The 14,879-nt window shown below is 58.0% G+C and carries 14 protein-coding genes; 9 read left to right on the forward strand and 5 right to left on the reverse strand.

Going from position 1 to position 14,879, the window contains the following annotated elements:
• The first annotated feature begins 4 nt into the window (after positions 1 to 4).
• Positions 5 to 1,768: a gamma-glutamyltransferase family protein gene (locus tag ACYVIT_RS17685; protein ID WP_415808310.1), complete on the forward strand. Its 1,764-nt coding sequence runs from the start codon at positions 5 to 7 to the stop codon at positions 1,766 to 1,768.
• Positions 1,769 to 1,837: 69 nt separating this feature from the next.
• On the opposite strand, the gene ACYVIT_RS17690 is transcribed toward ACYVIT_RS17685, so the two are convergent.
• The gene (locus ACYVIT_RS17690; RefSeq protein ID WP_415808309.1) at positions 1,838 to 2,281 is read right to left on the reverse strand and encodes an acyl-CoA thioesterase; all 444 of its coding nucleotides are present in this window, start codon (positions 2,279 to 2,281) and stop codon (positions 1,838 to 1,840) included.
• 65 nt (positions 2,282 to 2,346) lie between these two features.
• Positions 2,347 to 3,231, reverse strand: coding sequence for a LysR family transcriptional regulator (locus tag ACYVIT_RS17695; protein WP_415808308.1), 885 nt, complete (start codon positions 3,229 to 3,231; stop codon positions 2,347 to 2,349).
• 169 nt (positions 3,232 to 3,400) lie between these two features.
• On the opposite strand from ACYVIT_RS17695, the gene ACYVIT_RS17700 reads away from it, so the two are divergent.
• Both ACYVIT_RS17700 and ACYVIT_RS17705 read left to right on the forward strand, forming a co-directional pair.
• Positions 3,401 to 4,207, forward strand: coding sequence for a class II aldolase/adducin family protein (locus ACYVIT_RS17700; RefSeq protein ID WP_415808307.1), 807 nt, complete (start codon positions 3,401 to 3,403; stop codon positions 4,205 to 4,207).
• 57 nt (positions 4,208 to 4,264) lie between these two features.
• The gene (locus ACYVIT_RS17705; RefSeq protein ID WP_415808306.1) at positions 4,265 to 5,254 is read left to right on the forward strand and encodes a Bug family tripartite tricarboxylate transporter substrate binding protein; all 990 of its coding nucleotides are present in this window, start codon (positions 4,265 to 4,267) and stop codon (positions 5,252 to 5,254) included.
• Positions 5,255 to 5,375: 121 nt separating this feature from the next.
• Here the strand turns inward: ACYVIT_RS17705 and ACYVIT_RS17710 are convergent, their stop codons facing one another.
• Both ACYVIT_RS17710 and ACYVIT_RS17715 read right to left on the reverse strand, forming a co-directional pair.
• Positions 5,376 to 6,386, reverse strand: a complete 1,011-nt coding sequence (locus tag ACYVIT_RS17710; RefSeq protein WP_415808305.1) for a 4-hydroxythreonine-4-phosphate dehydrogenase PdxA — start codon at positions 6,384 to 6,386, stop codon at positions 5,376 to 5,378.
• 32 nt (positions 6,387 to 6,418) lie between these two features.
• On the reverse strand, positions 6,419 to 7,393 hold the full coding sequence (locus ACYVIT_RS17715; RefSeq protein WP_415808304.1) for a Bug family tripartite tricarboxylate transporter substrate binding protein: 975 nt from the start codon (positions 7,391 to 7,393) through the stop codon (positions 6,419 to 6,421).
• 110 nt (positions 7,394 to 7,503) lie between these two features.
• Between ACYVIT_RS17715 and ACYVIT_RS17720 the strand changes: the two genes are divergently transcribed.
• Positions 7,504 to 8,445: a LysR family transcriptional regulator gene (locus ACYVIT_RS17720; RefSeq protein WP_415808303.1), complete on the forward strand. Its 942-nt coding sequence runs from the start codon at positions 7,504 to 7,506 to the stop codon at positions 8,443 to 8,445.
• Positions 8,446 to 8,480: 35 nt separating this feature from the next.
• On the opposite strand, the gene ACYVIT_RS17725 is transcribed toward ACYVIT_RS17720, so the two are convergent.
• Entirely contained in the window at positions 8,481 to 9,389 is a 909-nt protein-coding gene (locus ACYVIT_RS17725) for a LysR family transcriptional regulator (RefSeq protein ID WP_415808302.1), read from the reverse strand.
• Between the two features lie 127 nt (positions 9,390 to 9,516).
• Here ACYVIT_RS17725 and ACYVIT_RS17730 point away from each other — a divergent pair, with 127 nt between their 5' ends.
• Genes ACYVIT_RS17730 through ACYVIT_RS17750 form a run of 5 tightly spaced genes read left to right on the forward strand, consistent with a single transcriptional unit; the run spans position 9,517 to position 14,802 of the window.
• Entirely contained in the window at positions 9,517 to 10,482 is a 966-nt protein-coding gene (locus ACYVIT_RS17730) for a tripartite tricarboxylate transporter substrate binding protein (RefSeq protein ID WP_415808301.1), read from the forward strand.
• 32 nt (positions 10,483 to 10,514) lie between these two features.
• Entirely contained in the window at positions 10,515 to 11,738 is a 1,224-nt protein-coding gene (locus tag ACYVIT_RS17735; protein WP_415808300.1) for a CaiB/BaiF CoA transferase family protein, read from the forward strand.
• Position 11,739: 1 nt separating this feature from the next.
• Positions 11,740 to 12,888 (forward strand): acyl-CoA dehydrogenase family protein, encoded by a 1,149-nt coding sequence (locus ACYVIT_RS17740; protein ID WP_415808299.1) that lies wholly within the window; start codon positions 11,740 to 11,742, stop codon positions 12,886 to 12,888.
• A gap of 2 nt (positions 12,889 to 12,890) precedes the next feature.
• Positions 12,891 to 13,985 (forward strand): acyl-CoA dehydrogenase family protein, encoded by a 1,095-nt coding sequence (locus ACYVIT_RS17745; protein ID WP_415808298.1) that lies wholly within the window; start codon positions 12,891 to 12,893, stop codon positions 13,983 to 13,985.
• A gap of 13 nt (positions 13,986 to 13,998) precedes the next feature.
• Positions 13,999 to 14,802 (forward strand): crotonase/enoyl-CoA hydratase family protein, encoded by an 804-nt coding sequence (locus ACYVIT_RS17750; RefSeq protein WP_415808297.1) that lies wholly within the window; start codon positions 13,999 to 14,001, stop codon positions 14,800 to 14,802.
• Positions 14,803 to 14,879: the final 77 nt, after the last annotated feature.

Here is a 14,879-nt window from a genome sequence, read left to right on the forward strand (position 1 = left end):
TGCCATGTCCACGACGACATACGCTCCCGACCTCACTGCCGGCAGCGCCCCCTCATCGATGCGCCCCACCCTGGCTGGCCTGAACCACATGATATCGGCCGGCCACTATCTCGCCACGCAGGCGGGTATGGATGTTCTACAGCAAGGCGGCAACGCCATCGATGCCGGTGTCGCAGCAGGCATTGCGCTAGGGGTAGTCCAGAGCGATATCGTCAACGTTGGCGGCGTGGCGCCCATCCTGGTTTACGAAGCCAAATCAAATAAAGTGTGGAGCATTTCCGGTCTGGGATATTGGCCTCGCGCTACCCGCCTGGAAACATTCATGCAGAAATTCGGCGGGACCATTCCCGCTGGCGTTTTGCGTACAGTCATTCCCGCCGCCCCGGACGCGTGGATCACGGCGCTGGAGCGTTTTGGCACAATGCGCTTTGGCGAGGTCGCCGCCGGCGCCATACGGCTGGCTCGTGAGGGCTTTGTCATGTATCCCCTGATGGCAGAGGTGATAGCCGACAACGCCAGGAACTACGCCCGCTGGGCCTCGAGCGCTGCCGTCTACCTGCCTGGCGGAAAGCCTCCTGTCGCCGGGTCTATCTTCCGCCAGACAGATCTCGCGGCCAGCCTCCAATACATGGCGGACGAAGAGCGCACCTGCCAAGGCAACGGGCGTCTGGCAGGTCTCGCAGCCGCACGCCGCGCTTTTTACGAAGGCGATATCGCAACCGCGATGGTGAACTATCACAAGCAGGAAGGCGGTTGGCTGACCCGTGAGGACTTGCGCGACTTCTCCGTCGAAGTCGACCCCGCGCTGAGCATCGATTTTCGAGGCACGCAGATACATAGCTGTGGATTCTGGTGCCAGGGCCCATCGCTGCTGCAGATGCTGAACATCCTGGAATCGCGAGACTTGCGGGCGCTCGGTCATAACTCGGCGCCGTACATACACCTGCTGACCGAAGCCATCAAGCTGGCATTTGCAGATCGGGAAGTCCATTATGCCGACCCGCGTTTCGCCACTGTGCCGCAACAGGACCTCCTGTCCAAAGCCTATGCCGCTGAACGTCTTGCCATGATTGCAATGGATCGTGCCGGCCCCGACATGCCGGCGGCCGGCAGCCTGCCACACAATCGTCCGATCAATATGCAGCCGGCAACGGCGGACGATACGGCCCGTACCGATCCGCGACTGGATACATCGTATGTCGCCGTCGTAGACAAAGAAGGCAATGCATTTTCCGCCACACCCAGTGATGGTTCGTACAACACACCGATTATTCCTGGCACAGGGTTATGCGCCTCCGGCCGCGGCAGCCAGTCCTGGGCAGACCCGCAGCACCCTTGCCAGGTCGCTGCGGGACGCCGCCCTCGCCTGACCCCCAATCCATCCTTGGCAATCAGGCCGGGACAATATGTCATGCCCTTTGGCACGCCCGGCGGAGATGTGCAGTGCCAAGCGATGTTGCAAACCTTCCTGAATATCGAAGTATTCGGCATGGAACTGCAACAGGCTATCGAAGCCCCCCGCTTTGCAACATTCAGTTTTCCGTCGTCGTTTGAACCCCATAACGCCATGCCCGGCCGTCTCATGATCGAGGACATCGTGGACCGCAGCGTCGGCGATGAACTGACGGCGCTAGGCCACGCCGTGCAGTGGTGGGCGGACCGCAGTTGGCGCGCCGGCGCCATGTGCGCGGTGAAATATGACCAACAGACAGGCATTCGATGGGGCGCGGCGGACCCGCGCAGACCGGCGTATGCCAGTGGTTGGTGACGTAAAAAAAACTTAAACGGCGGATCAAACAGCAGCGCTATTCAAATCAGAAAATGGATGTGAGCCAACTCAAACGCCAACCTTCAACAATGGCTCAAGCGCAGCCAGAAAATCAGCCGGAATCGATGCTGGCCGACGAGTTTCCTTGTCGACATAGACATGCACAAAGTGCCCCGCCGCACGCGTCTCTGTGTCGCCTACTTTAAAGATACCAACCTCGTATCGAACACTCGATCGCCCAATATGCGCCACACGCAGGCCTGCCTCGAGCGCATCGGGAAAGGACACCGATGCGAAATACTGGCAACCAGTTTCAACGACCAGACCAATCGTACTGCCCGATGTAAAGTCGAGCACGCCACGCTGGATCAGGTAGTGATTGACCGCCGTGTCGAAGTATGAATAGTAGGTCACGTTATTGACATGACCATACACGTCGTTGTCCATCCATCGCGTCTGGATCGGGACAAAGACCGGATAGTCGTTACGGCTGGTGGGTTGTGGTCTGCTCATACTATCTGGCTCAATGAGGGGAAAGTAAAAAAGATGCCTGCCAAAACGCCGGCGTCACGTCGTCGCTACGCGACCGGCGAGCTTTTCAGATGCAGCATAAACGTGCGCGCGAGCTCGGTCTGTGGCCGCAGCGTACTCCACAGCAGATAGCTATGCACCTGAACCTCAGGCGTCAATGGCCGGCTTGTCAGCCCCGGCACCGGCAACGCGTTCAACAGACTCGATTCGACCAGCGCGACGCCTGCACCGTGAAAGGCCAGCACTATGCCCGTCATCGACGTCGCGACTTCGACCTGTATGTTCGGAGGCGGATTCAAGAATTCAGCCAGACAACGGCGCAGCAATGCTTGAGGCACATAAGTAATCACCGGATAAGGAGACAGATCCTCAACAGCAATCGACTCGAGTGCGGCCAGCGGATGCGTCTCAGGGAAAATACAGCTGAGCTCCGCATGCCCCATGGGCAGCGACTGCACGCCCTCGTGCTCTCCCGGTGCGAAAGCGACACCGAGATCTATCTGCTCATTAATGAGCTTTTCTGTAATCAGATTCGAGTCCATCGATTGCAGCGAAATGCGAACCTTTGGACGTATCTTGACGAACTCGACGACGGCCTGCGCCAACCATGCATTGGCAATCGGCGAGCTGGCTGCGATAGACAGCGATCCCCGAATGCCTTCGGCAAGATCCTGGCTAAAGCGTTCCAAACCGGCAACACGCCCGAAAATATCCTGCACCTCCGGCAAAAGCGCGCGCGCCTCCGGAGTCGGGACCAGTCGGCCTCCTTGACGCCGAAACAACGTGAATCCCAGGCGCTGCTCAAAGTGTTTGATCGTCGCACTGACTGCAGGCTGCGTCACGTGTAACAACGCCGCCGCGCCCGTGATCGACCCGGACATCATGACAGCATGAAACGCCTCTAAATGGCGTAATTGAATGCGAGCAAGCATAGCGAACCCGACGTCTCCATAAGCCACGTTTATGACCGGCACTATTTATGTGATTGGTCACTATCTTAGAGCACTGCCTAGAATCCAGGCATTCATCAGCCTCAGCAGACGGACGGCACAACCCACAGCGCGTTGCCCGGCCTCTGCCACAGACCTACCAGGAGCCCTCATGTCCTCAACACAGGAAACCGTCTACCGTCCCAAGCAAGAGAACCTGTATTTCCCGAAATATCCGACATTCGACTCCATCGAGGCAGAGCGCTGGCACCGCCGTCAGCGTCTGGCTGCGGTCTGTCGCGTATTTGCGAAGTTCCGCTACGAATACGGTTTTGCAGGCCATGTCACGGTCAGAGATCCGGAACATCCCAACCTGTATTGGACCAACCCCTTTGCCATGGACTTCGGACGTGTGCGCGCCAGCGACATGATGTTGGTAGACCATGCTGGCACCGTCCTGGAAGGTACATGGGCGGTCAACCGGGCGGGCTTTGTCCTGCACTCCGCCATTCACGAAGCCAACCCGGATGTGATGGCCTCATGCCATGCCCACACCACTAACGGCATGGCATGGGCCGCGTTGGGACGGCCATTGGACCCGATCACTCAGACCGCTTGCGGATTCTACGAAGACCAGGCCCTGATTACCGAGGAAGCTGGCGCAGTGGTGGTGGAGGATGCCAAGGGTCATGCTGTCGCGCATGCCTTCGGCAACGCCAAAATCGCGATCCACCAAAATCACGGTCTCTTTTCAGCGGGACGGGAAACGATCGAAGAAGCGGCCTGGTGGTTTATTGCCGCAGAGCGCGCCTGCGAAATTCAGCTCAAAGCGGAGGCCACCGGCAAGCCGCTAAAAATGATCAATCGCGAAGCGGCCTTGCACTCGAAAAATCACTTGGCGACGCCTTTTATGGCATGGCTGTACTTTCAGCCTATCTACGATGCCATCGTGCGCGAACAGCCCGATTGCCTGCTGTAATCACGGGCCCTCGAAGTGGGCCCCGAACAACAATAAATGAAACAAAGGAGAATAACCATGGCATTCCCCAGCCGCTCAACGCTGTTCGTCGCAATACTCGCCGGAGCAGGCCTCTGTACACCTGCCTGGGCAGCATGGCCCAACGATAAACCCATCGAACTCGTCGTAGGCTTCGCCGCGGGCGGAGAGACGGACGTATTGGCACGCACGCTGGCACCGTTCATGCAAAAGCATTTGTCCAATGCGGCCAACATCGTCGTCGTCAACAAGCCTGGTGCATCCGGAGCAATAGCGAATTCCTACGTGCAGCGCGCACCGAAGGATGGCTACACAGTGGCGATGGTCAATACGCCACCGATGAACTTCATGCCCTTGGTGCAATCTACGCCCTACGATCCAGACCAGTTTGCATTGATCGGCCGCGTCGTCAGTGATCCCACATTGTTAGTGGTACGTGACGACAGTCCCTATACCTCTCTCAAAGCGCTTGTCGCAGCGGTGAAAACCAAACCAGAGAGCGTCTCGATCGGCCAGAACGGACTCGGCAGCAACGGCGGTGTCGCACTGAATGTCCTGATGCTGGAAAGCGGCGCGTCGTTTACCGAGGTGCCATTCGGCGGCACCGGCCAATCAAAGATCGCGTTGATGGGCAAACATGTAGACATGATTTTCGCCAGCCATACTGCTGTGCCTGATCCGGCAGGAGAGCAGACCAAACTGCGCATCCTGGCGCAGTTCGTGCAGGACCGTGCCCCCATGCTGCCAAACGTACCTACCGCGAAAGAAGAAGGATTCGATGTCGTTGTTCCCTCGGATCGCGGCTTGGCCGTAGATAAAGGCGTGCCATCCGATATTCGGGATCAATTGCAGACCGCATTGGAAGCGGCATTGAAAGACCCAGGTTTTCTCGAATCGGCAAAAGCGTTCTCAGCCATCCTCGCCTATAAAGCCGGACAAGCATGGCAAGAGGATATCAATGCAGCGAAACCTTCGTTGAACCGGCTGGCAGCCGAACTCAAACAAAGCGGCCGCCTTCCGGCGCAGTAATGCATGGCGCTATCCACGTAATATGGCGGGCCCGCATCAGGTTCGTTTCGGTCAACACGCCCGATACAAGGAATGTTGACCGAAACGCTGATCCAACGTGAACGCCGAGAATGTGCGGATGCTATTGCAGCGATCGCGGCGCGCTGGCCATACGCACACACAAATCAAAAGCGCGCTGTAAACCCTGTACGTTGGCGACACCTTTACCGGCAATATCAAAAGCACTACCGCTAGCTGAAGTCGCCACCGGCACAGGCAGGCCGCCATGCAAAGTGACACCATGATCAAAGCCCATGAGCTTCATGGCGATCTGCCCCTGGTCGTGATACATGCAAACGACAGCATCAAAATCGCCTCGCCGCGCGCGGATGAACACGGTATCAGACGGATAAGGTCCGGATGCGATCAAACCCCGCGCCGCCGCTTCGCTCACTGCGGGGCCGATGAGATCGATCTCTTCTCTGCCAATAGAACCGCCATCCCCCGCATGCGGGTTCAGTCCACACACCGCGATACGCGGTTCGGACAGCCCACTGCGACGCAACGCATCGTCAATCAGGTTGATCGCTTCGATCACCCCTTCGGTACTGAGATGATCAGCCACCTCACGCAACGGAACATGAGATGTGACGCGTGAGGTCCACAAGGCATCGGTAATATTGAATTCGCAGACGAACTCAGAAACACCAAAACGCTCTTGCATATGACGGAGTTCGTCCTCTGCCTCGAGCCCGCCCAACTTCAGGGAATGCTTGTTCAGCGGCGCAAACAGAATACCTGATGCCTGGCCGGCCGACACCAGCTCGATGGCACGCTCCAACGCCAGAAAGGCGGCTCTCCCGGCGAGCTCGGTCGACTGGCCACGCTCGGGAAGCCGGCCGCCCAATGCGTCAATTTCCAGCAGTGCAACTTGACCCGAAACCGGACGGATGTCTTTGATATCACGGACTATCGTGGTGTCGATACGAACGCCAGCCACACGCTGCGCATCCTCCCAAACGCATGCGTCTCCGACGATAAACAGCGGAAAACGATTCAGGTTGTCAGGATTGGATAGCAGTCGAGCGGCCATCTCAGGGCCGACACCGGCGGGGTCACCGAGCAGTACGGCGAGAGGCGGAACAGCAGACATAGAATTTGCGGACATAGAATGAGGCTTTAGGGTTATTGCGCTTTGAGGCCCGCATTGGCGACGAGTTTGCCATAGCGGTCGAATTCTTCTTTGTTGAACTGAGCAAACTGCTCGATGCTCATCGGACGGATCTCACCGCCCAAGGCAGCAATACGCTCGCGTGCCTCGGGCGTCTGAAGAACAGCCTGCAGCGCATCGCTCAACTTCTGGACAATAGGTGCCGGCGTACCTGCCGTCGTATAGAGCGCATACCATATGCTTACATCGGCGCCTTTAACACCCTGCTCGGTCAGGGTCGGAACATCGGGCAACTCGGCCGCTCGGCTCTGCGCGCTGACAGCCAACGGACGCAGCTTGCCGGATCGGATCTGAGGCATTGCCGAGGATGAACTGTCGAAGATCATCTCGATCTGTCCGCCTATCAGGTCGATCTGAGCCTGGGCGCTGCCCTTGTAAGGCACGTGGTCCAGACGTAAACCCGTCGCCGCAGCAAAGGCTACGCCACTCACATGCTGGGTGCTGCCCATGCCCGATGAACCATATCGAAAAGGCTGAGACTGCTGACGCATGGCCTGCAACAGGCCATCGACATTCTTATAAGGCGAACTCGCAGACACCACCAGCACGCTCGGCATGACGGCGACCAAACCGATAGGTTGCAAGTCTCGTAGCGGGTCATATTTCAGCTTGAGGATATGCGGTGCAATGGCTTGCGCCGTTGTCGTTGCCAGCAGCAACGTCAGTCCATCCTTGTCCGCACGCGCGGCAACGTCGGCGGCGATGGTGTTAGACGCACCAGGACGGTTCTCCACCACAACCGACTGATCGAAATCCTTGCCAAAGCGTTCGGCCAAGAGACGAGCCAAGATATCCGTGCCACCGCCAGGGGGAGAGCCGACCAGGATGCGTACCGGTTGGGAGGGGTAGTTTTCTGCCGCAGCAACATGACAGGACCACATTGACACGACGGCAGCACATGCGACCGCCGCACGGGAGAATACATTCATGTTTGTCTCGATATCGTCATTGGTATGCCGCGCAGAATAGCAAGCCGCAACATTCCCAATCCAATCGCTTTTTAGCGCCTGGCCATATATTTTTGTATATCATGACGGGCATGACTGCCCTCACCGATGCCCAACTGCTGCTGCGTCTGCGTACCCGCCAATTGCTGTTGATTCGCCTGCTGGACGTCGAACACCACCTTGGCCGTGCGGCCATTGCACTGAACATCAGCCAGCCTGCAGCCACCAAGCTGCTGCAACAGGCGGAAGAGACGCTCGGCGTTCGCCTATTTCAGCGAAGCGCACGCGGCATGCTGCCCACGACCGCCGGCGAAGTTGTCGTGCGCTATGTGCGCACGCTATTCAGCGATTTCGGAATCATGCGCGAGGAACTGGCCGCCCTTACCTCCGGGCTAAAAGGTCATTTGCGCATCGGCAGCGTACCCGGGGCTGTTCCCTCTCTCGTGGCACCGGCCCTGATCGAGTACAAACGCCGGCACCCAAACGTGCAAGTAGGGGTGATCGAAGACACCAGCAACGTTATCGTGCATCTGCTGGAACGCGGCGAAGTCGACCTGGTGTTAGGACGTCTCACCGACCAGCATGTGGCCGGCGGCTATGACGTCAGCCCGTTGTCGGAGGAAGCCTTAGTGGTGGTCGTCCGTCAAGGCCATCCCTTGCTTGCCCAGAGCAGCGTCTCACTCAAGGAACTGATCTCTGCCAACTGGATCATGCAGCCGCCAGGCGCACCCCAGCGCACCCGCTTGGACGCGGCACTGCGCGAGGCCGGCATCACGCGACAACTCAATATCACCGAGACCTCGTCGACGGTCTTGACGACGGCCTTGCTGCAGATCTCCGACATGGTGGCCGTGATGCCCACGTCGTTAGCCGCGCATTATGGGCGACTCGGCGCATTGCGCGCATTGCCGCTGAACACGCCCATGCGCTTGCCGGCCATCAGCCTTATCACGCCAGCGGGCAGACCTTTGAGCGCCGCGGCCGCCCATTTTGCTCCGCTGGTCAGAGCATTGGCACAGGAAGGCCTGAACTGAGTCGCAGGCAGGGGTTATCTTTTGTACTGGTCGGACTACAGCCACAACTCATTCGGAATCGAAAAGTCGATCGCAGGCAAGATGAGCGTCTTCATTAAGTGCGTCATGGGGCGTATATCATCACGCAGCCAGATGAAGTTGTAGTCCAGCGCCGGCAGCGCCGGCTCACTAGACAGCGTGACCAGCTTGCCGCGTTCGACGAGCGGTTGCACGTACTCGCTCGGCAGAAAACTCAGCCCCATGTTTGACACCGTCAGACCGGTGATCGTCGTCAGGCTGTTGCAAACGATGGCTCGTTGGACTTTCAGGTTATGTACAGTCAACCAACTGTTGAACACCGTAGCCAATCCAGACTCCGGAGGATGCGTCAGAATATCCAGGCGGCCGAAATCCTCACCCACCAGCCTTTGGCCTGCCCGGACGAACCTTGGCGACGCCACCCATGAAAACGGGACCTGGGCGACTACCTGGCTATCGATGGACGAACTGACCGGTGTGCCCGCAATGACCGCAAAATCCAGCTCGCCGCGCTGAACCAGGCGTTCCAGCTGACGGGTCAGCACGACCTGAGGTTCGAGCACCAGTTTAGGGTACGACGCGCGCACTCTATCAACAAAGCGCGGCAGCCATGTCGAGGCGGAGAGCTCGCTGATACCGAACTTGCATGTGCCCGTCAGCGCCCGCTCATCGAACGCATCATCGCTACGACCGATAGTCTCAATTACATCCAACGCGGCCCGGCAACGCGGCAACAGCCGTTGTCCAGCCTCGGTCAGCACCGCTTTTTTTGCGCTCCGGTCAAACAAGTCGCGATCCAGCTCACTTTCCAGATCCGCAATACGTTTGGACAAAGAGGATTGGGTGATATGCAACCGGCCTGCGGCGATACCAAAACTGCCCAACGTGGCGGCCCAATAAAAGGCCTCGATCTGTTTCAGCGTCATTCCCGGCTCAACACATTCGGTTTTTGAATATATCGAATTTAAAAATAATCGCTTTTCTTGCGACATGCAACTGCCTACTCTTTGCGAGCCGGAAACACCGGCACATAAAACGACAATGGAGAGACAAATGAAAAAGCACCGATGGCATTGCTTATTGGCGGCCCTGAGTCTGGCGGTTGTTCAGAGTACGGCCCTCGCCGCCTGGCCGGATGATCGCCCGATCGAAATCTTGGTGGGATTTGCTGCCGGTGGAACCACCGATGTCATGACGCGCACCTTGGCGCCTTATATTCAAAAACATCTGGGCGGGAAATCCCAACTGGTGATCGTCAATCGCCCAGGCGCATCGGGCGAGCTGGCGGTGTCCCATATGCAACGCGCCAATCCCGACGGCTACACCATGGCCGTCGTCAACCTTCCTGGATACTTCTTTCTGCCCATGTACCGGAAGGCGGCCTACGACCCCGATCAAATCGAGTTGGTCGCCCGCATCGTATCCGACCCCACCGTGCTAGTCGCGCGCAAGGACAAGGGCCCGCATGACCTTAAACAAATGATCCAGCAATTGTCTGCACAGCCGGGGACATTGTCGGCTGGCCATAACGGCATCGGCACCAATGGTCATCTGGCCATGCTGAGCATGCAGGATGCCGCAGAGGTGCGATTCAATGCCATTCCCTTCAAAGGCACGGCAGAACAAAAAGTGAATCTCGGAGGCGGCCATATCGATTTGGCTTTTGTTTCAGCCTCGGAAGTGCAGACGCCCGACGCCGAGGCGGTGCCCCTGCAGCTCTTGGCGCAATTCGTCCCGCAACGCCTGCGCTCGCTGCCTCAGGTACCGACCACGTTCGAAAGCGGACTACAGGTGGAAATGACGGCCGAGCGTGGCTTTGCCATGCCTCAGGGAGTTCCTCCTGCAATCATTGCGCGCCTGCAAAAAAGCATCAAAGAAGCCATGTCAGATCCCGAGTATCTGCAAGCCGCCAAGGTCGATGCGCCGTTTCTCGCTTTCTTACCGGGCGACGAGTGGGAAAAACGCATCACCGAAGAACGAGAACGCTATCGCAAGCAAGCCGACGCAGTTCAGCAATAGACCTCTAATCTTTTTTTCGTAGGAGCCGCTTGATGTCCGGAGCGCTTTCTCATTTGCGAGTCATTGATCTTTCTCGAATCCTGGCGGGCCCGTGGGCCGCACAAACGCTGGCCGATCTCGGCGCAGAAGTCATCAAGGTCGAACGTCCAGGCTATGGGGATGACACCAGGGGATGGGGGCCGCCTTTCCTGCAGGATGACCATGGCCGGGACACCTCTGAAACCGCGTATTTTCTATGCGCCAACCGCGGCAAACGATCAGTCACCATCGATATTGCCACGCCCAAGGGTCAGGAAATTATTCGCCGCCTGGTCGCCACAGCTGATGTAGTCATTGAAAACTTCAAAGTGGGCGATCTGGCACGCTATGGGTTGGATTACGCCTCGCTTTGCGCGATCAAACCAGACCTCGTGTACTGCTCGATCACGGGCTTCGGGCAAACCGGGACAATGAGCGGTCATGCAGGCTACGACTTCATGATCCAGGGCATGGGCGGGTTGATGAGCCTCACCGGAGACGCTGACGATGTACCTGGCGGCGGGCCTAAAAAAGTCGGCGTTCCTGTAGCAGATCTGATGACAGGCATGTACGCGTGCGTCGCTATTCTCGCCGCGCTTGCCCGTCGCGATCGCGAGGGTACAGGCGAACACATCGACATGGCGCTACTCGACTGCCAGGTCGCCATGCTTTCGAATCAAGCGCAAAACTACTTGATTTCGGGACGCGTGCCCAAGCGCTATGGCAACGCCCATCCCAACGTGGTGCCCTATCAGTCTTTTCCCAGCGCGGACGGCCATATCATCCTGGCGATCGGCAACGATGGACAGTTTCAACGATTCTGTGGCTTGGCGGGACTCGATCATTTGGCCACTGACGCCCGCTTTCGTACCAATGCCGACCGCGTCACCCACCGTGATGAACTGGCGCCGCTAATTGCCGATGCCATGCGCGGGCGCACGACTGCATCCTGGTGTGAAATCCTCGGACGCCATGCTGTGCCGTGCGGCCCCATCAACCAGCTCGACCAGACCTTCAACGACGAGCAAGTCCTGCATCGCGGCATGCGTATGAACATGCGCCATCCGGTAGGGGCAACCGTCCCGCTGGTTGCCAATCCCATACGATTTCGCGCCCATCCGATCGAGTATGGAGATGCCCCGCCCCTACTGGGCCAGCACACCGACGCGGTACTTATGGATGTGCTGGGCATGTCGAATGCCGAAGTCGATCATCTTCGTTCTCAAGGGGTGCTCTAGCATGTGGTCCAACAGATTCATGCCCATCGGCCTGCCGCCGGCAAGCGAGACGTTGCGCGAAGAAGTACGCGAGTTTCTTCATGAAACCTTGGGCGCCCAATTTCGCCCAACCTCTCGCATGATGTCCTGGATGGGTTTCGATGCGGAATTCACTCGCGCTCTGGGCCGCAAAGGCTGGATCGGCATGACATGGCCTCGCGAATACGGCGGACAGGCTCGCAGTGCACTGGACCGCTATGTATTGGCCGAAGAACTGATGGCTGCAGGTGCGCCGGTACTTGCCCACTGGACAGCAGATCGCCAAAGCGGCCCATTGATTTTGCGGTATGGCACCGAAGCTCAAAAACAACGATTCCTGCCGCCCATCACGCGAGGCGAATCGTACTTCTGCATCGGGATGTCGGAACCCGACTCAGGCTCGGACCTCGCGGCTACCCGCACACGAGCCCAGGCGGTGGTGGGTGGTTGGCGCATCAACGGTACCAAGCTCTGGACGACCAACGCCCATCGTTGCCAATGGATGATCGCCCTCGTCAGAACAACGCCAGGAAGCGAAAGACACGAGGGTCTGTCTCAGATCATCATCGACCTAAGGGCGCCTGGCGTCACCGTTCGCCCTATCCGCGACCTGGCAGGCGATGCACACTTCAACGAAGTGGTCTTCCAGGATGTCTTCGTTGCCAACGATCAGCTCATCGGCACAGCTGGCGATGGATGGGCCCAGGTGATGGCGGAGCTATCGTTTGAACGCAGCGGTCCAGAGCGATATTTAAGCGGGGCAGCTCTGTTGACGGTCATGATTGGATGGGCTGCCAAACACGGCGATTCACGCGCGATGGAAACCATAGGCAAACTCATGGCGGATGTCGTAACGCTGCGTCAGATGTCGTTGACGATTGCCAGCCGCCTGGAGCGCGGCGAGGATCCACAAGTCGAAGCCGCCTGCGTCAAAGACCTGGGCACGCTGTTTGAACAAGCGCTACCCGAAGCCGCGCACGCCCTATTCGATATCGAACCCCGTGTCGGCAGTGGCTCCGAGGGTGCACAGGTACTGGCTTATCTCACACAAGTCACACCTTCCTTTTCTCTACGCGGTGGTACTCGCGAAATCCTGCGCGGCATCATCGCTCGCGGACTGGGAGCTAGATAATCATGGACGACATTCAATCCATGCTGCAAGACAGCGCGAACGCTTTGTTCAACGACATGGTCACGGCAGTTGCCCTCGAACGCGCGGAATCGGGTGAATTCCAGCAAGAGCTGTGGAACGCCGTCGTCAGCCAAGGGTTCACGTTGGCGATGTGTTCCGAGCAAAGAGGGGGCAGCGCCATGTCATGGGCACAGGTGTATCCGCTGCTGCACGCTGCCGGCCGATATGCGTTGCCTGTGCCATTAGCCGAGACGCTGTTGGCCAATTATCTTCTGGAAACAGCGGGATGTGCCGAGACCGATGGAGAAATGGTCATGACGATTGCGTCGGTACCCGTCGATGCCATCAAGCCCCTACACAATACGACAACCATCACAGCATCGCTGACGGACATTCCTTTCGCACATCAAGCTCAGCGCATCGTTCTGAACACCGAGATCCAAGGCGTGCCTTACATAGGATGGATAGACATGAGCAATACGCCAGGATCGAACACCTCTGCCCCACTCACGCAGACAGAATTGAATATCGCACGCGAGCCTCGTGACACCCTGCAATTACAAAACCTACCCATACAGGAATGGCGTGCGGCTCCTTGCCTCGGGCGTGCCGCCACCATGCGTTATGGCGCCATGCTGCGCGCAGCTCAAATGGCCGGAGCCATCGAGCGCATTCTGGATCAAACCGTCAATTACGCCAGCGAGCGCATTCAATTCGGCAGGCCTTTGGCGAAATTTCAAGCGATCCAGCATCACATTGCAGAACTGGGCTGCGAAGCCGCAGCCGTTGCTAGCGCAGCCGCCTACGCCTTTGAACGAGCCGATCACGGCACAGCGGATCTCGCTATTGCCGCGGCCAAAATCCGCGCTGGCCGGGCTGCAGGCAAAGCGGCGTCCTTGGCTCACGCGGTCCATGGCGCGATCGGCTTTACCTATGAGCACAGCCTGCAATATGCCACACGTCGCTTGTGGTCATGGCGCAGCGAATTCGGCTCGCAAGGCTGGTGGGCACTCAGATTAGGACAAGCAATATGTGCCGCCACGCCCGAATCGTGGTGGCCCATCGCGACGTCTGATGAATTCGCACTCAATCTCTAACTGGAGGCTATCGATGACAGATTTTCTGATAGAACAACGTGACGAGCACGGTATCGTCACCCTGACCATGAACCGCCCCGAACAACGCAATGCGTTGTCCGAAGAACACGAAATGTTGGAGTTTGTGCAAACCTGCCATCGTCTAGAACGCGATGACACGGTACGCGCTGTCGTGCTTACCGGTGCTGGGTCTGCGTTTTCTGCTGGCGGCAATGTCAAACACATGCGCGATAAGAAAAGCTTCTCTGCAGGATCACCGATACAGGTTTGCGATGCGTACCGCCGTGGTATCCAGCAAATCCCATTGGCGCTTTATCATCTGAATGTTCCAACGATTGCTGCCATCAACGGCCCTGCCATCGGTGCCGGCTTGGACCTGGCCTGCATGTGTGACATACGCATCGGGTCAGATAGTGCGCTGTTTGCGGCGAGCTTCATCAAGCTGGGCATAGTCCCTGCCGACGGCGGCGCCTGGCTACTGTCGCGCGTGCTAGGCGCGCCTAAAGCATTGGAACTGATGCTCACCGGAGATCGCATCAATGCTGATGAAGCCCAAAAAATCGGCCTAATCACACGCGTGGTCGCAAGCAATGATTTGCTTACCGAGGCGCATGCGCTCGCACGACGCGTTGCTCAACAACCGCCGCTGACGCTGCGCCTGACGAAGCGTTTGCTGCGAGAAAGCCAGTTTGCATCACTGCAATCGTCATTAGAACTTGCTGCGGCTTATCAGGCACTGGCCCACCATACAAAAGACCACGACGAAGCGGTAGCGGCATTTCTAGAAAAACGCTCGCCGAGCTATCACGCGCAATAAGAGCTCGCCGCCACAAAGACAAAACCCCTCGCAGCGCTAGCTGGAGGGGTTTTGAGGATAAGAGCCTGACGATGACC

The organism is Bordetella muralis (assembly GCF_054781015.1).

What these genes read in the sequence shown, in the direction of transcription:
- ACYVIT_RS17690 (WP_415808309.1), bottom strand. Translation starts at nt 2,281, where the DNA reads ATGAGCAGACCACAACCCACCAGCCGTAACGACTATCCGGTCTTTGTC.
- ACYVIT_RS17740 (WP_415808299.1), top strand. Translation starts at nt 11,740, where the DNA reads ATGTGGTCCAACAGATTCATGCCCATCGGCCTGCCGCCGGCAAGCGAG.
- ACYVIT_RS17745 (WP_415808298.1), top strand. Translation starts at nt 12,891, where the DNA reads ATGGACGACATTCAATCCATGCTGCAAGACAGCGCGAACGCTTTGTTC.
- ACYVIT_RS17715 (WP_415808304.1), bottom strand. Translation starts at nt 7,393, where the DNA reads ATGAATGTATTCTCCCGTGCGGCGGTCGCATGTGCTGCCGTCGTGTCA.
- ACYVIT_RS17750 (WP_415808297.1), top strand. Translation starts at nt 13,999, where the DNA reads ATGACAGATTTTCTGATAGAACAACGTGACGAGCACGGTATCGTCACC.
- ACYVIT_RS17700 (WP_415808307.1), top strand. Translation starts at nt 3,401, where the DNA reads ATGTCCTCAACACAGGAAACCGTCTACCGTCCCAAGCAAGAGAACCTG.
- ACYVIT_RS17685 (WP_415808310.1), top strand. Translation starts at nt 5, where the DNA reads ATGTCCACGACGACATACGCTCCCGACCTCACTGCCGGCAGCGCCCCC.
- ACYVIT_RS17735 (WP_415808300.1), top strand. Translation starts at nt 10,515, where the DNA reads ATGTCCGGAGCGCTTTCTCATTTGCGAGTCATTGATCTTTCTCGAATC.
- ACYVIT_RS17710 (WP_415808305.1), bottom strand. Translation starts at nt 6,386, where the DNA reads ATGTCTGCTGTTCCGCCTCTCGCCGTACTGCTCGGTGACCCCGCCGGT.
- ACYVIT_RS17730 (WP_415808301.1), top strand. Translation starts at nt 9,517, where the DNA reads ATGAAAAAGCACCGATGGCATTGCTTATTGGCGGCCCTGAGTCTGGCG.
- ACYVIT_RS17720 (WP_415808303.1), top strand. Translation starts at nt 7,504, where the DNA reads ATGACTGCCCTCACCGATGCCCAACTGCTGCTGCGTCTGCGTACCCGC.
- ACYVIT_RS17695 (WP_415808308.1), bottom strand. Translation starts at nt 3,231, where the DNA reads ATGCTTGCTCGCATTCAATTACGCCATTTAGAGGCGTTTCATGCTGTC.
- ACYVIT_RS17725 (WP_415808302.1), bottom strand. Translation starts at nt 9,389, where the DNA reads ATGACGCTGAAACAGATCGAGGCCTTTTATTGGGCCGCCACGTTGGGC.
- ACYVIT_RS17705 (WP_415808306.1), top strand. Translation starts at nt 4,265, where the DNA reads ATGGCATTCCCCAGCCGCTCAACGCTGTTCGTCGCAATACTCGCCGGA.